The sequence below is a fragment of the Nonomuraea sp. B19D2 genome (assembly GCF_040137845.1).
In the GTDB taxonomy this organism is placed as follows: domain Bacteria; phylum Actinomycetota; class Actinomycetes; order Streptosporangiales; family Streptosporangiaceae; genus Nonomuraea.
Window position 1 is genome coordinate 17,058 of record NZ_JBEFAK010000071.1, and the last position, 21,262, is coordinate 38,319.

The 21,262-nt window shown below is 71.2% G+C and carries 19 protein-coding genes; 9 read left to right on the forward strand and 10 right to left on the reverse strand.

All coding sequences use genetic code 11. The annotated features are described in order from the left end of the window. Positions 1 to 78: 78 nt before the first annotated feature. From ABN273_RS54825 to nirD, 5 genes are read left to right on the forward strand one after another with little or no spacing between them, the layout of a single operon-like run. Positions 79 to 1,389 carry an MFS transporter gene (locus ABN273_RS54825; protein WP_349457710.1) on the forward strand — a complete coding sequence of 437 codons (1,311 nt, stop codon included), beginning with the start codon at positions 79 to 81 and terminating at the stop codon, positions 1,387 to 1,389. A 1-nt stretch (position 1,390) separates the two neighbouring features. After that, a complete protein-coding gene (locus ABN273_RS54830) occupies positions 1,391 to 3,403 on the forward strand; it encodes a molybdopterin oxidoreductase family protein (protein WP_349457711.1) in 2,013 nt (670 codons plus the stop codon). Beyond that, positions 3,400 to 4,797: an FAD-dependent oxidoreductase gene (locus ABN273_RS54835; protein ID WP_349457712.1), complete on the forward strand. Its 1,398-nt coding sequence runs from the start codon at positions 3,400 to 3,402 to the stop codon at positions 4,795 to 4,797. Before ABN273_RS54830 ends, ABN273_RS54835 begins: the two co-directional genes overlap by 4 nt. Beyond that, entirely contained in the window at positions 4,794 to 7,223 is a 2,430-nt protein-coding gene (gene nirB, locus ABN273_RS54840) for a nitrite reductase large subunit NirB (RefSeq protein ID WP_349457713.1), read from the forward strand. Before ABN273_RS54835 ends, nirB begins: the two co-directional genes overlap by 4 nt. After that, positions 7,220 to 7,540, forward strand: a complete 321-nt coding sequence (gene nirD, locus ABN273_RS54845) for a nitrite reductase small subunit NirD (RefSeq protein WP_349457714.1) — start codon at positions 7,220 to 7,222, stop codon at positions 7,538 to 7,540. The genes nirB and nirD overlap by 4 nt, the downstream gene beginning before the upstream one ends. Here the strand turns inward: nirD and ABN273_RS54850 are convergent. Further along, complete coding sequence (locus ABN273_RS54850; RefSeq protein ID WP_349457715.1) at positions 7,537 to 7,980, reverse strand: response regulator; 444 nt, start codon at positions 7,978 to 7,980, stop codon at positions 7,537 to 7,539. The genes nirD and ABN273_RS54850 overlap by 4 nt on opposite strands. A 428-nt stretch (positions 7,981 to 8,408) precedes the next feature. Here ABN273_RS54850 and ABN273_RS54855 point away from each other — a divergent pair, with 428 nt between their 5' ends. Beyond that, positions 8,409 to 8,975 carry a nuclear transport factor 2 family protein gene (locus ABN273_RS54855; RefSeq protein WP_349457716.1) on the forward strand — a complete coding sequence of 189 codons (567 nt, stop codon included), beginning with the start codon at positions 8,409 to 8,411 and terminating at the stop codon, positions 8,973 to 8,975. Between the two features lie 123 nt (positions 8,976 to 9,098). On the opposite strand, the gene ABN273_RS54860 is transcribed toward ABN273_RS54855, so the two are convergent. From ABN273_RS54860 to ABN273_RS54870, 3 genes are all read right to left on the reverse strand, one after another. Then, a complete protein-coding gene (locus ABN273_RS54860; protein WP_349457717.1) occupies positions 9,099 to 9,344 on the reverse strand; it encodes a hypothetical protein in 246 nt (81 codons plus the stop codon). Between the two features lie 364 nt (positions 9,345 to 9,708). Then, positions 9,709 to 10,368: a FadR/GntR family transcriptional regulator gene (locus tag ABN273_RS54865; RefSeq protein ID WP_349457718.1), complete on the reverse strand. Its 660-nt coding sequence runs from the start codon at positions 10,366 to 10,368 to the stop codon at positions 9,709 to 9,711. A 90-nt stretch (positions 10,369 to 10,458) separates the two neighbouring features. Beyond that, positions 10,459 to 11,487 carry an ADP-ribosylglycohydrolase family protein gene (locus ABN273_RS54870; protein ID WP_349457719.1) on the reverse strand — a complete coding sequence of 343 codons (1,029 nt, stop codon included), beginning with the start codon at positions 11,485 to 11,487 and terminating at the stop codon, positions 10,459 to 10,461. Between the two features lie 74 nt (positions 11,488 to 11,561). Between ABN273_RS54870 and ABN273_RS54875 the strand changes: the two genes are divergently transcribed. Next, positions 11,562 to 13,493 (forward strand): Xaa-Pro dipeptidyl-peptidase, encoded by a 1,932-nt coding sequence (locus ABN273_RS54875; RefSeq protein WP_349457720.1) that lies wholly within the window; start codon positions 11,562 to 11,564, stop codon positions 13,491 to 13,493. Between the two features lie 35 nt (positions 13,494 to 13,528). On the opposite strand, the gene ABN273_RS54880 is transcribed toward ABN273_RS54875, so the two are convergent. The 6 genes from ABN273_RS54880 to ABN273_RS54905 all read right to left on the reverse strand — a co-directional run bounded on the left by ABN273_RS54880 (position 13,529) and on the right by ABN273_RS54905 (position 19,157). Beyond that, positions 13,529 to 15,250 carry an RNA polymerase sigma factor gene (locus ABN273_RS54880; protein WP_349457721.1) on the reverse strand — a complete coding sequence of 574 codons (1,722 nt, stop codon included), beginning with the start codon at positions 15,248 to 15,250 and terminating at the stop codon, positions 13,529 to 13,531. A 44-nt stretch (positions 15,251 to 15,294) separates the two neighbouring features. Beyond that, positions 15,295 to 16,485, reverse strand: coding sequence for an FAD-dependent oxidoreductase (locus tag ABN273_RS54885; RefSeq protein ID WP_349457723.1), 1,191 nt, complete (start codon positions 16,483 to 16,485; stop codon positions 15,295 to 15,297). Then, on the reverse strand, positions 16,482 to 17,204 hold the full coding sequence (locus ABN273_RS54890) for a maleate cis-trans isomerase family protein (protein ID WP_349457724.1): 723 nt from the start codon (positions 17,202 to 17,204) through the stop codon (positions 16,482 to 16,484). Before ABN273_RS54890 ends, ABN273_RS54885 begins: the two co-directional genes overlap by 4 nt. A gap of 63 nt (positions 17,205 to 17,267) precedes the next feature. After that, on the reverse strand, positions 17,268 to 17,477 hold the full coding sequence (locus tag ABN273_RS54895) for a hypothetical protein (protein WP_349457725.1): 210 nt from the start codon (positions 17,475 to 17,477) through the stop codon (positions 17,268 to 17,270). Continuing rightward, entirely contained in the window at positions 17,464 to 18,414 is a 951-nt protein-coding gene (locus ABN273_RS54900; protein WP_349457726.1) for a hypothetical protein, read from the reverse strand. The genes ABN273_RS54895 and ABN273_RS54900 overlap by 14 nt, the downstream gene beginning before the upstream one ends. Further along, positions 18,411 to 19,157, reverse strand: coding sequence for a hypothetical protein (locus ABN273_RS54905; RefSeq protein ID WP_349457727.1), 747 nt, complete (start codon positions 19,155 to 19,157; stop codon positions 18,411 to 18,413). Before ABN273_RS54905 ends, ABN273_RS54900 begins: the two co-directional genes overlap by 4 nt. A 204-nt stretch (positions 19,158 to 19,361) precedes the next feature. On the opposite strand from ABN273_RS54905, the gene ABN273_RS54910 reads away from it, so the two are divergent. Together ABN273_RS54910 and ABN273_RS54915 are read left to right on the forward strand one after the other, a co-directional pair. Next, positions 19,362 to 20,621, forward strand: a complete 1,260-nt coding sequence (locus ABN273_RS54910) for a Scr1 family TA system antitoxin-like transcriptional regulator (protein ID WP_349457728.1) — start codon at positions 19,362 to 19,364, stop codon at positions 20,619 to 20,621. A 185-nt stretch (positions 20,622 to 20,806) separates the two neighbouring features. Continuing rightward, entirely contained in the window at positions 20,807 to 21,187 is a 381-nt protein-coding gene (locus ABN273_RS54915; protein WP_349457729.1) for an SAM-dependent methyltransferase, read from the forward strand. Positions 21,188 to 21,262 lie beyond the last annotated feature (75 nt).

The window sequence follows — 21,262 nt, forward strand, 5'->3', positions numbered from 1 at the left end:
ACAGCCACGGATTGTCAAAGTGCGTAACGAGCCCTTCCTACCTTGGAGATCCCCGGACGCCGAGTGTAGGAGAGTTCGATGGCGCGGTGGATCGCTGAGTGGCACCCCGATGACCCAGCCTTCTGGGAGAGTTCAGGCAAGCGTGTCGCACGGCGCAACCTGATCTATTCGATCTTCGCCGAGCACCTCGGCTTCACCGTGTGGACGTTGTGGAGCATCGTGGCCACCAAGATGGGGGCCTACGAGTTCTCCACCGACCAGCTCTTCTGGCTGGTCGCGCTGCCGAACCTGGTCGGCTCGGTGCTACGCGTGCCCTACACGTTCGGCCCGGCCAAGTTCGGCGGGCGCAACTTCACCGTGTTGAGCTCGATGCTGCTGCTCATCCCCGCCGTGCTGCTCGGGGTGGCGGTCAGCAACCCGGCCACGCCGTACTGGCTCTTCCTGGTGATCGCGGCCCTGGCCGGCTTCGGCGGCGGGAACTTCGCCTCCAGCATGGCCAACATCACCTACTTCTACCCCCGCAAGAAGCAGGGGGTCGCGCTGGGCCTGAACGCGGCCGGCGGCAACATCGGCGTCAGCTCCGTCCAGCTCGTCATGCCGCTGGTGATCGGCGCGTTCGGCCTGGCCGCCGCCGGATGGTTCTGGATCCCGTTCGTCGTCGTGGCCGGCGCCTGCGCGTGGTTCTTCATGGACAACCTCACCAGCGCCAAGGCCGACCCGCGCCAGCAGCTCGCGGTGGCGGGCAAGGCTCAGACGTGGATCATGTCCTTCCTGTACATCGGGACGTTCGGCTCGTTCATCGGCTACTCCACGGCCTTCCCGCTGCTCAGCAAGAGCCTCTTCCCCGAGGCCCCGTTCGCCGCGGTGGCGTTCGTCGGGCCGCTGCTGGGCTCGCTGATCAGGCCGGTGGGCGGCTGGCTGGCCGACAGGCTCGGCGGCGCCCCCGTCACGCTGTGGAACTTCGCCGGGATGGGCGGCGGCGTGCTCCTGGTCTGGCTGGCCAGCTCCGCCGGCAACTTCTGGCTGTTCTTCCTGTCCTTCCAGCTCCTGTTCGTGACCGCCGGCATCGGGAACGGCTCCACGTACCGGATGATCCCCGCCATCTTCCAGGCCAAGGCGATCGCCGAGCGCGGCGAGAGCGAGGAGAGCCTGCTGTACGGAAAGCGCCAGGCGTCCGCCGCCATCGGCATCATCTCGGCGGTCGGAGCACTGGGCGGATTCCTCATCAACCGGGCGTTCGGGATGTCGTTCGCCGCCGCCGGGACCCCGGCACCCGCCTTCCTCGCCTTCGGGGCCTTCTATGTGTCCTGTTTCGCCCTGACCTGGTGGTGCTACACCCGCAAGGTCGGCTCCTCGGTCGTGGCCAGCCTCGCCTATGCCCGGGTCTGACGTGACGAGAACTCACTGCCCGTACTGCGCGCTCCAGTGCGGCATGGAGATCGGCCCGGGGCTGGCCATCAGCCCCAGGACCGACATCCCTGCCAACGCCTCGGGCGCGCTGTGCCAGAAGGGCTGGACAGCGGGCGAGCTGCTCACCAACGGCGAGCGCCTGACCGCCCCGCTCCTGCACGGCGAGCCCGTGGAGTGGGACGTCGCCCTCGACTACGTGGCGGAGCGGCTGGCCGCCATCCGCGCCGAACACGGCCCCGACGGCGTGGCCGTGTTCGGCGGCGGCGGGCTCACGAACGAGAAGGCCTACACGCTCGGCAAGTTCGCCCGGGTCGCGCTGGGCACGAGCCAGATCGACTACAACGGCCGGTTCTGCATGTCGTCGGCCGCGGCAGCCTCGATCAAGGCGTTCGGGATGGACCGCGGCATGCCGTTCCCCATCACCGACCTGCCCGAGGCCGACGTGGTGCTCCTGGCCGGCGGGAACGTCGCCGAGACCATGCCGCCGTTCGTGCGCCACCTGAGCGGCCCGCGCGTGATCGTCATCGACCCGAGGCGCACGCAGACGGCCAAGCTGGCCTGGCTGCACCTGCAGCCCACGCCCGGCACCGACCTGGCCCTGGCGCTCGGGATGCTGCACCTGGCCATCGCGGACGAGCTCGTGGACGAGGCGTACGTGGCCGCCCGCACCACCGGCTTCGAGGAGGTGCGCACGTCGCTGGCCTCCTGGTGGCCGGAGCGGGTGGAGCGGATCACCGGAGTGCCGGTCTACCGGATGCGGCAGGCGGTCAGGGCACTGGCCGCGGCGGGCAACGCCTACATCCTGACCGGGCGCGGCGCAGAGCAGCACGCCAAGGGCACCGACACGGTCAGCGCGTTCATCAACCTGGCACTGGCGCTGGGCCTGCCCGGCCGGCACGGCTCCGGGTACGGATGCGTGACCGGCCAGGGCAACGGACAGGGCGGCAGGGAGCACGGGCAGAAGGCCGACCAGCTCCCCGGCTACCGCAAGATCGACGACCCGGCGGCCCGGGAGCACGTGGCCGGCGTGTGGGGGGTCCCCGCGGACAGCCTCCCGGGGCCCGGGCGGTCGGCGTACGAGCTGCTCGACGCACTCGGCACCCCGGGCGGGCCGCGGGCGCTGCTGCTGTTCGGGTCCAACCCGGTGATCTCCGCGCCGGCCGCCGAGCACGTGGCCGAGCGCATCGCCTCCTTGGACCTGCTCGTGACCTGCGACTTCGTGATGTCCGAGACCGCCGCGCTGGCCGACGTGGTGTTCCCGGTGACGCAGTGGGCCGAGGAGAGCGGCACCATGACCAACCTCGAGGGCCGCGTCCTGCTCCGCAGCCAGGCCGTAGCGCCGCCCGAGGGCGTCAGGAGCGACCTCGACGTGATCGCCGGACTGGCCGAACGGCTCGGGCACCGCTTCGAGACCGAGCCCGTCAAGATCTTCGACGAGCTGCGCCGGGCGAGCAAGGGCGGGCTCGCCGACTACTCGGGCATCACCTACGAGCGCATCGCCGCCGAGAAGGGCGTCTTCTGGCCCTGCCCGGAGCCCGGGCACCCCGGCACGCCGCGCCCGTTCCTCGACTCCTTCGCCACTCCGGACGGCCGGGCCAGGTTCGTGCCCGTCCAGCACCGGCCCGCGGCCGAGGAGACCGACGAGGACTACCCGGTCTACCTGAGCACCGGCCGGGTGCTCGCCCACTACCAGAGCGGCGCCCAGACCCGCAGGATCGCGTCGCTCGTCCAGGCCGCCCCCGAGCCGTTCGTCGAGCTGCACCCGGACCTCGCCGAGGAGCTCGACATCTCGCCGGGGGACATCGTGCGCGTCAGCAGCAGGAGGGGCGAAGGCAAGGCCGTGGCCAGGATCAGCGACGCCATCAGGCGCGACACCGTTTTCATGCCCTTCCACTGGGAGGGCGCCAACCGGCTCACCAACCCGGCGCTGGACCCGACGTCGAGGATGCCGGAGTTCAAGGTCTGCGCGGTCAGGGTGGAGAGGGACTCATGATGAGGCTCGTCGTCGTCGGCAACGGGATGGCCGGGTCGCGGCTGGTCAGCGAGGTACGCGACCGGGACCCGCACATCAAGATCACTGTTTTCGGCGCGGAGTCGCGCCAGCCGTACAACCGGGTGCTGCTGTCCAACGTGCTGGCCGGCAGCTCGCGCCCCGATCAGGTGCGCCTGATCGACTCCTCGTGGTACGACGCACACCACGTCGAGGCCGCGTTCGGCGACGCGGTCGCCCACATCGACAGGGAGACCAGGCACGTGGTGACCGAGGGCGGGCGGCGCGAGCCGTACGACCTGCTGGTCCTGGCCACCGGCAGCGAGGCGATCGTGCCGCCGCTCCCCGGCGTGGAGCGGGCCATCCCGTTCCGCACGCTCGACGACTGCGAGCGCATCATGGAGGCCGCGCAGCAGGCCCGCAGGGCCGTGGTCGTCGGCGGCGGCCTGCTCGGCATCGAGGCGGCCCGCGGGCTGGCCGGACGCGGGCTGCCCGTGACGCTGCTGCACCTGGCCGGGCACCTCATGGAACGCCAGCTCGACGTCGAGGCGGGCGAGGTGCTCGGCGAGACGCTGGCCGGGCTCGGCGTGGACATCCGCACCGGCGTCAGCGCCGAGTCGGTGGCGGAGGACGGCGTCCGGCTGACCGGCGGCGAGCTGGTCGAGGCGGACCTCGTGGTCCTGGCCTGCGGCGTCCGCCCCGTCACCGGGCTGGCCTCCGACGCCGGCCTGGAGGTGCGCCGCGGGGTCGTCGTGGACGACGAGCTGCGTACCGAAGACCCGTCGATCTTCGCCATCGGCGAGTGCGCGGAGCATGACGGCACCGTGTACGGCCTGGTCGCGCCCGCCTGGGAGCAGGCCACCGTGGCCGCCGACGTCATCACCGGCGGCAAGGCGCTCTACCGGGGCTCCAGGCTGGTCACCAGGCTCAAGGCCAGGAGCGTCGAGCTGGCCGCGATGGGCGAGACCCAGCTCACCGAGGAGCACGCGGAGGTGGTGCGCTTCAGCCACCGGGCCCGCGGCACGTACCGCAAGCTCGTCATCCGCGACGGGCGGCTGGTCGGCGCGATCGTGCTGGGCGAGAGCGACGCCGTGGGCACGCTCACCCAACTCTTCGACCGCGGCGCGCCGGTGCCGGGGGACCGGGCCGGGCTGCTGTTCCCGGGGTTGTCGACGGCGCCGGTGGCAGAAAGTCCGACGCTGATACCGGACGCGGCCAAGATCTGCCAGTGCAACAACGTGACCAAGGGCCAGATCAGGGCGTGCTGGGAGGCCGGGGCACGCGACGTGGCCGGAGTGGCGGCCGCGACCAGGGCCACGACCGGATGCGGCACCTGCCGCGACGCCGTGGAGGGCATCGTCGGCTGGCTGTGCGAGCAGGAAGGGATTTCCGTATGAGCAGGATCGTCGTCGTTGGGTACGGGCCGACGGCCCACCGGCTCGTCGAAACCCTGGTGGACAAGGGCTTCGACGGCCGGATCACCGTCATCGGGGAGGAGCCGCGCCCGGCGTACGACCGGGTGGCCCTGACCTCCTATCTGTCCGGCATCACCGCCGAGGACCTCACCTACCAGGTGCCCACAGGTGTCGTGACGAGGCTGAGCAGCCGCGTGACCGGGATCGAGCGGGACGCCCGTTACGTCACCCTCGCGGACGGCAGCACCGAGTCCTATGACGTGCTCGTGCTGGCCACGGGGTCGGCGCCGTTCGTGCCGCCGGTGCCCGGCGCCGAGCACGCCTTCGTCTACCGGACCCTCGAGGACCTGGACGCCATCAGGGTGGCCGCCAAGGACGCGGTCGAGGGCGTCGTGGTGGGCGGCGGGCTGCTCGGCCTGGAGGCCGCGGACGCGCTGCGGGCGCTCGGGCTGAAGGCGCACATCGTCGAGATGAGCCCCTGGCTGATGCCGCGGCAGGTGGACGAGGGCGGCGGCTCGGTGCTGAAGTCGCACATCGAGGGGCTCGGGCTGAGCGTGCACGCCGGGGCCGGCGTGCAGGAGATCGTCGCCGGCGACGACGGCCAGGTCGTGGGGCTGCGCAAGCCGGACGGGACGCTGGTGGACGCGCAGGTCGTGGTCTTCTCGGCAGGCATCAGGCCGCGGGACGAGCTGGCCAGGTCGTCCGGGCTCGAGGTGGGCGATCGGGGCGGCATCGTGGTGGACTCCTCGATGCTCACCTCCGACCCCTCGATCTACGCGATCGGCGAGTGCGCGCTGGTCGGCGGCATGGTCTACGGGCTGGTCGGGCCGTGCAACACGATGGCCGAGGTGGCGGCCGACCGGATCATGGGCGGCGCCTCGGCCTTCGAGGGCGCCGACATGTCCACGAAGCTCAAGCTGCTGGGCGTCGAGGTGGCGCAGTTCGGGGCGATGACGGGGGCGCTCGACGTCACCTACATGGACCCCGTGGGCGGCGTCTACAAGAAGCTGTTCATCAGCGACGACGCGAAGACGCTGCTCGGCGGCATCTGCGTGGGCGACGCCTCCCCGTACACCTCCCTGCGGCCCTTCGTGGGCAAACAGCTGCCCGCCGCGCCGTCCGACCTGCTGTTCAGCGGCGCCGGGGCCACCCTGGACCTGCCCGACGAGGCGCAGGTGTGCTCGTGCAACAACGTGTGCGCGGGCGACATCCGCACGGCCATCGCCGACAAGGGCGTCACCGACGTGCCCGGCATCAAGGCCTGCACGCGCGCCGGCACGACGTGCGGCAGCTGCGTGCCGATGCTCAAGCAGCTGCTGGAGAAGTCGGGCGTCGAGGTCAGCAAGGCGCTGTGCGAGCACTTCACGTACTCGCGGGCCGAGCTCTTCGACATCGTACGGGTCCGCAAGATCACCACGTTCTCCCAGCTCATCACCGAGCACGGCCACGGCAGGGGCTGCGACATCTGCAAGCCGGCCGTCGCCTCGATCCTGGCCTCCCTGCACAACGGCCACGTGCTCGAGGGCGAGCGGGCCGCGCTCCAGGACACCAACGACGCCTACCTCGCCAACATGCAGAAGAACGGCACGTACTCGGTCGTGCCGCGCATCCCCGGCGGCGAGATCACCCCCGACAAGCTCATCGTGATCGGCGAGGTGGCCCGCGACTTCGGCCTCTACACGAAGATCACCGGTGGGCAGCGCATCGACCTGTTCGGGGCCCGCATCGACCAGCTCCCGGAGATCTGGCGGCGGCTGGTGGACGCCGGGTTCGAGTCGGGCCACGCCTACGGCAAGGCTCTGCGCACGGTGAAGTCGTGCGTGGGCTCGACCTGGTGCCGCTACGGCGTGCAGGACTCGGTCGGCCTGGCCATCGCGCTGGAGCTGCGCTACCGCGGCCTGCGCTCGCCGCACAAGCTCAAGTCGGCCGTCTCCGGCTGCGCCCGCGAGTGCGCCGAGGCCAGGTCGAAAGACTTCGGGATCATCGCCACCGAGCAGGGCTGGAACCTGTACGTCGGCGGCAACGGCGGCTTCAAGCCCCGCCACGCCGACCTGCTGGCCACGGACCTGAGCACGGACGAGCTGATCAGGACCATCGACAGATTCCTCATGTTCTACATCCGCACGGCCGACCGGCTGCAGCGCACCGCCGCCTGGCTCGAGTCGCTGGACGGCGGGCTCGACTACCTCCGCGAGGTGATCATGGAAGACTCGCTCGGCATCTGCGCCGACCTGGACGCTCAGATGGAGCACCACATCGCCACGTACGCCGACGAGTGGGCGGCCACCCTGGACGACCCCGAGAAGCTGAGCAGGTTCGTCAGCTTCGTCAACGCCCCCGGCGTGCCCGACCCGTCGATCGTCTTCGCCAGCGAGCGCGGCCAGATCAAGCCGGTGATGGCCCGATGAGCTGGACGCGGATCTGCGAATACGAGGCCATGCTGCCGGAACGCGGCGTCTGCGCCCTGGTGAACGGCGTGCAGGTGGCCATCTTCCGCACCTACGACGGCACGCTGCACGCGCTGGACAACCTCGACCCGTTCAGCGGCGCGTACGTGCTCTCACGCGGCATCGTCGGCACCAGGAAGGGCGAGCCGACCGTGGCATCGCCGCTGCACAAGCAGGTGTTCTCGCTGGTGTCGGGGCGGTGCCTGGACGAGGACGCGGTGTCCGTGCCGGTCTATCCGGTACGGGTGGCGGAGGGCGGAGTGGAGGTCGGCCTCTAGTCGCCCGCCAGGACCATGCCCAGGCCGTAAGCTCGCACCACGGCCTGGGTACGGTCCCTCGCGCCCAACTTGTCCAGGACGTCCAGCATCGCGGTGACGAGGTCCGCTGCGGGGGAGCGCTTGAGCACGTAGCCGGCCGCGCGTAGCGCGCCCCGGACGAGCTGGTCGTTCTCGAACGTCGTGACCACGACGACCCGGGTCCGCGGCGAGAGGCGGGCCAGCTCCTGCGTGGCGGGCAGCGTCGCCTGCACCCGCCATGTGTGCACGAGCGCGCCGAGGGCGCCCAGCGTGGGCGTCTGCGCCGTGCTGCCCTCGTCGAGCACCCGCAGCAGCACGTCCAGCTCCTGCTGCGCGCCACGCGCGGCGCTCACCAGCTGGTCGAGCGAGCGCTCGGCCGCCGGGACGGTCTCCGGCCGCCGCAGGCCCGCCTGAGCCGTCATGGGTGCCGGTGCTGCACGGGCGCCCGGTTCTCGCTGTGGGGGATGCTGCTCGGCGCTGCCGTTCTGGCATATCGGCTGCGCCGCGGGCACGCCGGGGGCTATGCTCCAGTCTCCACCGGGGGATAGACGTGGGGGCTCGTATGGGCCGCCGGCAGCACGCAACGCCGTCCTGAGTCGACGCTGTCGCAACGTTCGGCGTCCTCACGTTGGGGGAGAGGTTCGGGGTTCGCCTGAATTCGCTGCACTGCACGGACGCTATCGGCGGTGCCCGGTGAGCTGGTCTCGCGGTGGCAACGATCAAAGCTCTGACCGGTCTCACCAATTCCAGTGAACCGTTACTGTGAGTAATACCCCGTCCAGGTAAAGGCGTCGTGCGGAGTGGCCAAACCCCGCATTCGCTCATGACCGGCAGGGGCATCAAAGCGGCCATGAGCAAGATTTTTCTGCGCAGAGGGCTCCTGCTGGCGGCGGTCGTCCCTGCCCTCCTGGCCGCGGGCTGCGCCGCGGGCGGTAACGGTACGCAAGCGATGAAGGGAGCGGCGAGCCCGGCGACGCCGACGGAGGAGACGTCACCCACCGAGACCGAGACCGATGGCGAGTCCCCGGAGGAGACGGGGAACGAGAGCGCCACGCCGACCGATACCGGCGCCGGGCTGCCCCGTTCGGCTATCGAGGACTTCTTCTCCGCGCTCAAGTCCGGGAACCTGGACCAGGTCGTCGGCGCGTTCGCCAGTACCGCGGTGGTCGAGCTGGACGGCGCGGCCACGGCGGAGAGCTCCGAGGCGATCCGCGGCCTCTTCCAGAAGCGGCTCCAGGCCGGGGGCGAGCGGCAGGCCACGCACACCGTCGAGGACGTGCGCACGATCGGCGACAAGAACGCCGTCGTCCGCTCGACGAGCAAGGCGGGCAATCGGACCCACCGCGAGATGTTCCTGCTCATGAAGGACGGCGCGGAGTGGAAGATCTCGGAGCTGATGAACAACCAGCCGTCGTGACCCCGGCTGGGCGCGGCGAGGAAGGCGTGGAGGTTCGCGCGCTCGGTCGGCAATGGGAGTTATTACGAGGGCGGCGTGCGGACCGCGGAAATCAAACATTTACCGCGATATTTATGGGACGGGCTAAGTCCGCGGGGTGTCGCCGGGGATGCGCGGAGTGATGCGGCGCTGGTCGACGAGCGCCAGGTACACGGCGAAGGCGCCGCGCGCCCACGTTTCCGCCTGTCGCGTGGTCAACCTGATCTCCTCGCCCTCGTGCGAGAGGATCATGTATCCACGCCAAGGGCTCCGTCGCCACGCGACCAATACGTTCTCGTAAACGAGCACGTCCAGCATCGCGTTCAGATATTCGCGTCCGGCGGCGGACACGGCGCAAGCCTCCTCGCTCCTCGCCGAATTCTCGCCTTACCTCCATTGTGCGCGTGCTGCCGGGAAATGTCGCAGGACCTTGGCGGTCCCATGGAGAGGATTCTTCCTGCGGGCCGTTCACGCGACGATTACGCCCTCGCCGCAAGGGCAGATGGCTGCCGGTGCCCCGCACCATGAGGCCGCCGACGCGGGGCTTGGGTAGATCGCCGGGGTGCGCCTGCGACGCCGCCTTGCTGAGCGGCACAGCGTCGCGGCGCACCCCGGCTTTCCATGTCGGCCGCCGCGCGGGCGGCGAGGGCGTTGTGTGCTGTGCCGGGACTCGTGGCACTCCTGGTCGCACCCGATGCGAGACCCGCCGACCGATCTAGAGTTCGCGTTCTTGCTGGTCGAGGATGGCGACCGACACGGCGACCGCTCGGGCCGCGTCGCCGTCCTCGATGGCGCGCAGCAGATCGTCGTGGGAGCTGTCCAGGCCGAGCGCGGTCTGCTCCTGGGGCCTGACGCTGTCGCGCAGGGCGTCGCTCATGCTGCGGTAGAGGTCGGCGAGCAGCGGGTTGCGGGCCGCGTCCGCCACCAGCACGTGGAACGCCACGTCCGCGTCCGCGAACCCGTCGAGGTCGCCCGCCCGGGCGGCCGCGTCCCTGCGGGCCAGCGCCTCGCGCATCGCGGTCAGGTCCTCCTCCGTGCGCCTGCCCGCGGCGAGCCGGGCCGCGACCAGGTCGAGGCCGCGGCGTACGTCGATGATGTCCATGGCCGCCGCCGTGTCGAGCCGCCGCCTCAGGGCGACCTTGGACTCGTCGGTGGCGGTCACGTACGTGCCGTCGCCCTGGCGGGTGTGCAGGAGCCCGGCGTGGGCCAGGACGCGGACCGCCTCGCGTACGGACAGCCTGCTCATGCCGAGGCTCTGCGCGAGCTGGCTCTCGGAAGGGATCTTGGTGCCGACCGGCCACACCCCGCGCGCGATCTCCCTGCGGAGCTCGTCGATGGCGGCGTCCACGAGCGAGGTCCGAGCGACGTTTCGCATGCGCCTTCTCCTCATCGGCTGGAGAAGATCCAGCCTAGACGCCGACCGGCGGCTCGGCGCGGACAGTGCCGCGCAGCAATGTGATCTTGGCTACCCGGCCAGCTCCGTGGCGAGGCGCTCGATGGTGTCGCGGCCCTCCAGCGGTCGTAGCCAGGCGCTGGGCAGTGCGGCGACGCCGTGGCGGGCGCCGAGCAGGTTGCCGCACACTGAGCCGGTGGAGTCGCTGTCTCCCGAATGGTTGACCGACAGCAGGAGCGCCTGTTCCACCGAGAGCTCGGCCAGGGCGCAGTACACGCCGATGGCCAGCGCCTCCTCGGCCACCCACGCGCCGCCCAGCGACTCGACCCGTTCCGGCGAGTGGCCGCCGCCCGCGCCGGCCAGCGCCACGGCCGCACGCAGGGCCGCGCTGGTCTCCTCGTGCGACGGGTACGTGGCCAGCAGGTCCAGGGCGCCGCGGACGGCCGTCTCGAGGGGCTCGCCCGCCATGAGGTGCGCGATGATCGCCGCGAAGGCCCCCGCGGCCAGGTAGCCGGTCGGGTGCCCGTGCGTGATCTGCGCGCACGCCGCCGACACCTCGAACGCCTCCCGAGGGTCGTGCCACGCGATCAGCCCGAAGGGGGCCGAGCGCATCACGGTGCCGCAGCCCTTCGAACCCGGGTTCACCGGGCCGGGCTCGCCCAGTGGGGACGGGCCGGGGAACGGCTTGTGGAGGCCTGACAGGCAGGCGTTGCCCGGGGCTCTGCGCGAGTACAGCCAGCCCTCTTCGTGTAGCCGCCCGGTGCGGTGCGGGCGGTCCGCGGGCGGGGGAGTGCGGTGGTCCTGGGTGTCGAGCCAGCGCAGGTACGCCTGCCGTACCGCCTCCACCACCAAGGGGCCGGGCGCGTCGCCATCCCCCGAGGCGCGGGCGCGGAGGAGGCCTTCCACCGTGAAGAGGGTCATCTGGGTGTCGTCGGTGATGAGGCCGGATTGGCCGCGCCACGTCGTGACATATCCGGTGATGCCCTCCGCCCCGTGATCCCTGCGGATCTCCCGCAGCGACTGGAACTCGATCGGCGCCCCCAGCGCGTCGCCGAGGGCGCCGCCGAGGAGACAGCCCCGGACTCGATCCACTACGTCCATACGGGAAATCTTGTCAGGTCCCAGGCGGTCTGAGAGATTGCGGTGTATTTAGCCAAATGTCCCGGAGGTCACGCGTGCCACAATTACGACCGGCCCTCCTCGCCGTCGCCCTCACCCTGGCGATCGCGACCCCTGCCCAGGCGGCAGCCGGACCCACGATCACCGTCGAGAACGGCCGTACGCAGCCGGTCTTCTCCTACGCGGACGCCGTCCGCGAGCACGTGTACGTCGAGTCGACCGTCGACAGCGACCTGGACGGCAAGCTCGACAAGGTACGGGTGGACATCATCAGGCCCAAGGAGTCCGGCCCGGGGCTCAAGGTGCCGGTGATCATCGATGAGAGCCCGTACTACGACAACTCGGGCCGCGGAAACGAGTCAGAGCGCAAAATTTACGATTCTTCTGGGTCCGCCGGAAATGTCGCCAAGTTCCCGCTCTTCTACGACAACTACTTCGTGCCCCGCGGCTACGCCGTCCTCAACGTCGACATGCTCGGCACCACCAGGTCAGAGGGCTGCCCGGACATCGGCGGCAAGGCGGACGTGCTGGGCGGCAAGGCCGTCATCGACTGGCTGAACGGCCGCGCCAAGGCGGTCAAGGGGGACGGCACGCCGGCGGTGGCCGACTGGACGACCGGCAAGGCCGCCATGATCGGCAAGTCGTACGACGGCACCCTGGCCAACGCCGTCGCCGCCACCGGAGTCGACGGCCTGAAGACCATCGTCCCCATCTCGGCGATCAGCTCCTGGTACAAGTACCAGCGCTCGAACGGCGTCATCTACAACTACGACTACGCCTCCTGGCTGGCCAACTACGTCGACACCGACCCTGAGCCCAAGTGCCAGCCCGTACGCGACAAGATGGACGCCGAGGACGGCGACGACACGGGCGACTACAACCCGTTCTGGGCCGAGCGCGACTACATCAAGGGCCTGCTCGGCGACGCCTCCAAGGTCAAGGCCAGCGTCTTCGTCGTGCACACGGTCAACGACCTCAACGTCAAGCCCGACAACTTCTCGGCCTGGTGGCAGGTCCTGGCCGCCAGGAACGTGCCGCGCAAGATCTGGGTCGGCCAGACCCAGCACGTGGACCCGTTCGACTTCGAGGGCCGCAGGGCGCTCTGGGTGGACACGCTGCACCGGTGGTTCGACCACTGGCTGCACGGCGTACGCAACGGGATCATGAACGATCCCCGCGCCGACGTCGAGATCGGCCCGGCTCGCTGGATCACGCAGCGCGACTGGCCGGCGCCGTACACGCTCAAGGCGTCGCTGCGCCCGGCCGCCGACGGCTCGCTCGGGCTGAAGCCGGCCGCCAAGGACAGCACCGCGTCCTTCACCGACGTCGCCATGAGCGAGTCCGACATGGTGGCCGACGTCGGCACGGCGAACCCCGGGCGGGTGGCGTTCACCACGGGCGAGCTCCCGCTCAACCTGCGCCTGTCCGGCACGCCCACCGCCGAACTGCGGGTCAAGCTGGACAAGCCCACCGCCAACCTGACCGCCCTGCTCGTCGACTTCGGCGAGGACACCCGCGTCGACTGGCGCCGCGGCCAGGGCATCACCACGCTCACCGAAGAGGACTGCCACGGCGAGAGCACCGCGATGGACGACGCCTGCTACAAGAAGGTCGTCACGAACGTGGCCACCCGCCCGCTCGAGATCGTCGCCCGCGGCTGGATCGACGTCCAGAACCGCGGCTCGCTCAGCCAGCCCACGCCGCTGCCGCCGGACACGTACGGCACGGTCAAGTGGCTGACGCTGCCGCAGGACTACACCTTCAAGAAGGGCCACAGGATCGGTCTCGTGGTGGCGGGCACCGACTCGACCTACAGCGGCGAGACCGGCACCGGCGCGAACGTGACCCTCGACCTGGCCGGGTCCAGCGTCGCCGTCCCGTTCGTCCTGGGCACGCCGCTGGCCGACGTGCCGAAGGACGCGGCCACGTTCCGTGGTCCCGACCGGGTCGAGCTGCCGCAGCCCGAGCCCGAGTTCTCGTTCTTCTAGCGGCCTTACGGGCCTCGGGCGGGAGCCCGGGGCCCTCACCGGCAGTAGAGGACCCCGCGTTCCCTGTCGAGCATCCGCACGCCGCCCTTCCCGGCGACCGTCCACGTCACGCTCATGGTCAGGGTGCCGCGCCCGGCGGTGGTGCCGCCGGTGTCCTTGCCGTCGCCCGTGGTCTTGCCGGCCCACCGTACGGTGATCTTGCCTCGCTCCACGCTCGGCGAGCAGCCGTGACGGGAGAGCGGCGCGCGCACCTTGAAGGTGGTCCCGGAGACGGCGATGCCGTCCGTGCCGGTGGCCGAGGTGATCTCGCAGCGTCCCGTGCACGACAGCGCGAACGTGCCGGTACGCCCGGAGCCCAGCGACACCGACGACGGCGTGAGCCTGGCCACCGGAGGCGCGGGTCTGGGCAGCGTGGCCTTCCTCGCCATGCTCGTCAGGCCGGAGCCGGCGACCGGAGCGACCTCGGCCACGTATCCCGAGGGCGGCTCCTGCAGCACGCCCGTCTGCGCGGCGGCCTTGGTGAGCGTGGCGGGATGCCGCTGGGCGTTCACGACGGCCCAGACCAGGCCCGCCACCAGCAGGCCCACGCCCACGATCAGCCCGAGTCTGGCCACGGCCCTGATCGGCGGCCCGGCCTCAGGATCGTCGTCGTCCGGCCGTTCCCGCCAGAACTCCTGCACCTGCCCGTCCCGCAGCTCGACCAGATCACCGGCCATGGTGATCCCGCCGTACCGGATGATGGCCCCCTGGCTGTGGACGCCGTTGCTCGAGCCCTTGACGGAGGCGCTGTAGACGAGCTTGTCGCCGTACGCTCCGCCGCGGAAGGCCCGCGTGCGGCTCGGCGGTGTGAACGGATGCCGCCCGCGCACGGCCGGGGCCGCGGGAGGCTCCTGGTCGGCGGCAGCCGCGCCCGCCGCCGACCAGGGCTTTCCCGATGTCGCCGTCGTGGGGCCGGCGACCGGGACTTGCGGCGTGGCGTCGGCGACCGGGGGAGCCGGGGAAGGGGCGGTCTCCACCAGTGTGCGGGCCTGCACGGGGAAGCCGTCCGCCCGCCAAAGAGGCCCCTCGCCGGGCAACGGCTGCGCCAACGCCAGCCGGTTGGGAAGCGTGCCGGGCAATGTGGTGATCGGCAGGCGGCGCAGCAGCGCCGCCGCCGACACGGTCCTGGGCGCGGCCCGGCAGGCCGCGCAGGACTGGATGTGACGGCCGATCCTGGCCCTGGCCCGCCGGCCGGGCGCGGCGACCCACTCCGACACCCGCGCCGTCAGGTCGGGGCACCCGTCGTGGCCGCGTGCGGCGATGATCGCGGCGAACCACTCCTCCAGGGAGGCGGCCGCCCGGGTGACGATGGCCCGCACCTCGTCCTGGCGCAGCTCGAAGAGCACGGCGAGCTCCGTGTCGGCCAGGCCGTGCCGTAGAGACAGGTCGAGCAGCTCGCGCTGCGGGCGGTTCAGGGAGAGCAGCGCCTCGGGCAGCAGCTCCGACATGCGGCCGGGGCGCGACCACGAGCCGATGCTGGCGGGCTTGGCCACGACCGCCCGGTGCGCGCGGGCCACCGCGTACAGCCAGGGCCGGCGCAGGGCCGGGTCGACCACGCGGTCCGCGTACAGGTGCGCCGTCAGCGCCGCGCCGGCCACCGCCTGCTCGGCGTCGCCCGCGGCGAGCTCTGTGCGGCAGTAGTCGTAGAGGCGGGCTCCGTGCTTGTCGCACAGGTCGCGAATGGCCTGGCGAGCGTCGTCAGACAGGGTTCGCCACATCCGGCGTCACACCTCCTCCAGTCAGTACGCGGATACGGGGGTCGTCACCTCTTCCCCGGCACGGTGTCCAGGAGCTTCCTCGGCACGGTGTCCAGGAGCGAGGCCTGAGCCAGGTAGGCGCGCGTCGCGTCCGGGTCGCCGGCGATGGCCCGCAGCCCGGCCATGGCCGCCGCCAGCCTGGCACTGTCGTGCTCGCGCACGCCCGCGAGCCGGGTCTCACCGCGCGGGACCACCCGTTGCAGCAGCACCGAGCGCCGCCGCCAGGCCCACGCCTCCAGCGCGGCGGGCGGGGCGAAGCCGCCGATCACGGCCGCGATCACCTGGCCCACCTCGGCGGCGTCGTGGATGCCCGCGTTCATGTTGAGCCCGCCGACCGTGGAGGTCAGGTGCGCGGCGTCGCCCACGAACAGCACCCGGCCGCACCGGTACGACGTCAGCACGCCCCTGGACAGCCCGAACCGGTCGGCGCCCGTCACGTGGATCGGCCCGCTCGCCCCCGGCAGGGCCCGGCGGACCAGCAGGGACAGGTTGGGCGGCGACAGCGGTTCGTGCGTGTCACAGGGGATCTTGAAGATGATCCGCCAGTGGTCCGGCAGCCCGAGCAGGGTGCACGACTGCTGCACGTCCCGCACGTACGTCAGCGGCGCCAGGCTCGGCAGCAGCCGGTCCAGCGGCGAGTCGGTGAACACCCGCAGCGCCTGAGTCGGATAGGCCGACCTGGGGAACGGCAGCCCCAGCGAGCCGCGCACCGTGCTGTGCGCGCCGTCGGCGGCGATCATGTACCGGGCCCGCGTCCAGGTGTGGCCGACGCGGACCCGGATCCCTGTGCCGCCTTCCGCCACTCCGTCCACGCGGGTGCCGAATCGCACATCCACGTCCGGGTAGGCACTCAGGGCGGCGAGCAGCAGCGGGGTCAGCGAGGCCTGGTCGGCGTGGATCCTGAACGGATGCCTGGTCAGGCCGTTGAGCCGGTTCATGCCCATCTCGGCCAGCACGATCCCGGACCGGTCGCGCCACTGCACGCGGTCCACGACGCGGCCCTTGGCGACGAGCTGGGAGGCCACGCCGAGGTCGTCGAGCAGGTCGAGCGTGGCCGGGTGGAACGTGCAGGCCCTGGTCTGCTTGCTGAGCTCGGTCCCGCGTTCCAGCACGGTGACCGGGATCCCGGCCCTGGCCAGGGAGAGCGCCGCGGTCAGCCCCGCGGGCCCCGCTCCCACCACGATGACGCCGTTCATGCCGCGCCTCCCATGTAGCGGCGGTGCGGCACGCGGCCGAACGTCACGTGCTGCCCGATGGACCTGGACAGCGCCCACCAGGCGGTGCAGAGGTTGGAGGTCAGCAGGATCCGGTCGTTGCCGGCGCTGAGCCGCCCGAGCACGGGCAGTGTGGCCAAGCCGGTGCCGGTGAACAGCAGCACCGCGTCCCCGGGCAGCTCCGCCAGCTCGACCTGGCTGATCAGCTCGGCCGGGGTGACCGCGTACGAGGAGTAGCCGTTCTTCGCGCGTACCTGGACGACCTGGGTGACGTTGAGTCCGGCCGTCTTCCAGAACCGCTCGGCCAGCTCCGTCAGCCACGGCTGGTACGGCGAGACCAGCACGATGTCGCCCACCTCGGCGTGCTCCATCGCCTCGCGCGTGGCCTGCGTGGCCGAGGCGAACGGCACCCCGGTCGCGGCCGTCAGCTCGGCGCACTGGTCACGGTCCTCGTCGGGGCCGAGCAGGTAGCGGGGCTCGCTGCAGGCCATGACCATCGCGCTCATCGGCAGGCCGTCGAACGCGTAGACCATGGAGGGCAGGGCCTCGTTGTAGCTCTCCAGCCGTTCGGCCAGGGACCCCGGCCGTACCGGGAGGCGCGTGACGTGCATGTCGGCGCGCGATCCGAGCAGGCGGGTCAGCTCGGGCTCCGCCGAGGGGTTCGCGGGCGCCACGATCACGCCCACCCTCCCGCGGCTCACTGCATACTCCGGGCGAGGACGGTGCGCATATGGGTTCTCCTCCTGTGCGGGAAGGCTGAGGGTTCAGGAAGCGCGGTGCCGCAGTGCCTGGTCGATATCGGTGATGGCCTGCACGGACACCTGCCGGATGCGGCGCAGCCGGTGCACGGTGCGCGCCGGTTCCGCCGGCGGGGGGTCGCCCTGGTCCTCGCCCCAGGACGGTGGCGGCGCGTGCCGCGCCCCGCGCGCGTGGAACTCATGTGGTTGGGACCTGCGCAGCTCATCGGTGAGCATGATCGCTCCTGTTCATCGCGGGTTGACCACCCATCGCTTCTGGCCATCGCTCCTGGGCGGTGGAACGGCCGCGCGGATCGGCGAGGAGCCGGCGTGGCATCGCCGGCCCCTCTTCCGCCGCGCGTTGAGATCGAGGTTCGGTCTCACGGCCCGACGCCCCGGCGACCCGCACCAGCGCCGTGGCGGCGAGCAAGACGGCGGCCAGGAGAACGGCCACCAGGACGGAGGCACGCCCGGACCCGGGCACCTTCAAGAACGGCCGGTCGATCAGCACTATGGCGCCCACCACGCCGATCGCCCCACCCAGCATCGCTCCTCCGCCCGGAGCGACGCCCCCGCCGTGGCCGGCCCCGACGAGCCCGACGTGGCGGGCGGCCACCACGGCCGCCGGAATCGCCGCGATCATGGCTGTCAGCAGCCCGGCCGTCTCCACATCAGGCGGCCCCATGGCGAGCACGGCGGACCAGGCCGTGCCGGACAGGCAGGTCGCGCCCGCCGCCGATGGGAAACCGCGTCGCCGCCGGAGCCGCGGATCGATCGCGCTCGCGTGACGCCGCCACAAGGCCGGGATCGGCCCCGCGAGCAGCACCGCGAGCACGGCCGTACGGCCCGGCGGACGCTGAGAAAGCCAGCCCCAGGCGCTACCCCTCGAGTCGGCCAGCACGCCAGCCGCTACCGCGCTGGCCGACAACACCGAGCCGACTAAGTCGGGCACGTGCCGCACGGTGCCGGGGGGACGGGGAAGCGCCGGGGCCAGCGGCAGACGCGCCGCCATCGAGGGGGCGGGCCGGCCGTACTCGGCCGGCAGCCGCCCGCCGCCTGATGGCGACGCCGGCATTCCCGCTCCATCGCACGCGCACCAGAGCGCGACGCCCCAGGGCCTGCGGCCGGTGGGCGGCGCGCCGGGCGGCAGCGCGAGCGAGGCGGGGAACATCATGACGACACCGGTGCCCTTCTGGCCACGTTGGGCACGCTGACGCAGACCATGCGCTCCGTCAGCCCCACCCCCGGGCCGGAAGAGCCCGTTGTGGCGGCGCACGATGTCGACGAACGCGCGCGCGACCTGGCCGGCACCGCACCACCGGCCACCGTGCGCGCGACTTTCGAGGCGAGCGTGAGATGCTCGCCGCAGCGACGGCTCACCTTGGCCTCCAGCCCGGCCACCTGGGCCAGCCTGAGCCTCAGCGGCTCCAGCGACGACCGGCGTTCGAGGCCGTCGAGATCGGCCAGCCGGGCGGGCCAGCGCAGCGCGTCGCCGCAGCGAGCTTCCACCTCGGCCGGCAGGTCCTCGACCGGGAACCCCGCGTGACGCAGCCGGGTGGCGATCATGACGGCCATGAACGCCGTCTTGTCGAAGTCGGCCAGCCGTCCCGCCAGGGCCGCGCTCAGCATCCTGGCCCGGTGGCTCAGGCAGACCGCACTCCACCCGAGCAACAGCAGCCGATCAGGTCCCGTCTCCGTGTGCCATCCGGCCAGCCGCAGCTCGCGGGCCATCCGGTGGTGGAAGCGCCACCGGTGACGAGGGCTGTCCAGCCAGACCTCGAGGCCGCCCAGCGGCAGGCTCGCGACGTGCACACCGGCTCCCACCACCGGTCCTGCCACGCGCGCGCAGATCCGCTGGACCACCTGCTCCTGGCCGGTGGAGGCCGGACCTTCCAGGAACAAGGAGTTCGTGGTCATGTCCGGTCACCTCCTCCCCGTCTGGCTGTTAAGCCTCAGTTACCAAGCGCCTCCGATACTCCGCTTATAACCGGGACTATGTCAACTGACAGTTTGCGCATAAGTTGATACCTACTCGCGGGGCAGAGCTGGCCCGCATGGCAGGGGACAGTGGGCCCCGCGTCCCTTACGCTGGAAAAGTTCACGGGCAGTAGGAGGTGTGCCGTGGCGAACTTCGCCGAGCGGCTCGATCTCGCGCTGACCAAGCGCGGCTTCACCGGCGCCCAGGTCGCCTCCGCCCTGACGGAGGCGGGCATCCCCATCACCCGCGCCTACGTCAGCCAGCTGCGCACCGGCAAGCAGACCAACCCGACACTCCAGGTGCTCAGGGCGCTGGCCTCCTGCCTCCAGGTGAGCGTCGGCTGGCTGGTCGGCGACGACTACGTGGAGTCCGGTGCCGTCGAGGACCTCCAGTTGCGGGCGGCCGCCGCCGGGCTGGGCGCCTCCGGGCTCTCGGAGAGCTCGCTGGCCGTCCTGCGCGGCGTCGTCGAGCTCGCCCGCAAGGCCGAGGGGCTGCCCGACGAGCCCGAGTCCACGTCCTCCGACATCCCCGAGGCGGCCGCGCCGCTGAGCGGGCCGCAGCGCCGGGCGCTCGGCAAGCGGCTGCACGGCCTGCGCCTGGCCGCCGACCTCTCGACGCAGCAGGTGGAGACCGCGATCGGCAAGGGCACCGCCGCGATCCCGGCCATCGAGGAGGGCAGGATCGCCCCCGCGCCCTTCACCGTCGAGCGCCTGCTCACCCTCTACCGCGTCGCCGCTCCGCCGATCCGCGAATACGTGCTCTCGCTGGCCAGGGGCGAGCGCGAGGCCGCCTGGTACGACGCGCAGTCGGTGCCGGTCTGGCTGGCCACCGCGTACGCGCTCGAGCAGCGGGCCACGGTGATCCGCACCTACCACCCCCAGTTCGTCCCGCCGCTGCTGCAGACCGAGGAGTACGCCAGGGCCGCCGTCACCGCGGCCGGGCCGGCGACGCTCGGGCAGCAGACGGTCGACGAGGCGCTCGCCCTCGTGCTGGCCCGCCAGGAGGCCGTGGCCCGCGACGGCGGCATCGTGGTGTGGGCGGTGATCGACGAGAGTGTGCTGGCGCGCTCGATCGTCGGGCCGCACGTCCAGCTCCGCCAGATCGAGCAGCTCCTCGACCACGCCAAACGCCCCAACGTCTCGCTGCACGTGGTGCCGATGGAGGATCCCGCCTACGTGCCGCGCACCGGCCCGTTCACGCTGTGGCGCTTCGCCGAGGCGTTCGAGCCGGACATCGCGTGCGCTCACGGCATCGAGTCCGACGAGATCGTCACCGACACCGCCGCGGTGGAGGCGTACCACCAGGCGTTCACGAAGCTGTCGGTGACGACGACCACGCGCGCGGAGACCTTCGAGGTCCTCAATTTCCATCGCGAGCGGCTTTCGCGTTCACTCGGAAAATGATCTCTTTCCCGAATGAGTGATCGTTATTCTCGTTAGAGGGTTAGCCAGATATACCCAAAACTGATGGCTTTTCCGGTTGTCATCTGCTCCTGAACGAGGATCATATGGTCTGGGTCATCGAGTGTGGGGTCCGAAAGGATCAGCTTTTCCCGAGATAGTGGGCGAGGGGAAAGGGGCAACACTCAATGCGTCAGCGTGCCATCCGAAACCTGGCGAAGCTGGAGATGACCCAAGCAAGGATCACCCGGGTTCTCGACGCCGCCACGGGTGGAAAGAACAATTTCGTGGCGGACAGAGATGCAATCCGCCGCTACGACCAGGCCGCTCCCATCGTGACGACGGCCGCACGGGCCGTGCTGCAGTATTTATGCCGTGTGGTACGTCACCTGGCGACGGAAGGCGTGGACCAGTTCGTGATCGTCGGGAGTGGCGTGCCCAGCGGCCTGCCGGCGGGCAGACAGTTGCACGACGTTGCCCGTGACGCCCTGGGCGTCGCGGTCCCCCGTGTGGTCTATGGACCGTCCCGGGAATCTTGGAGGCTACGATTCCTGCGAACTTGCGAATGACGTAGCAGATTCCTGCGCCTTATAGAAGGCGCCTTCATACTCCTTCGGTGGAATATTACCGCAGAACGAGTGGAG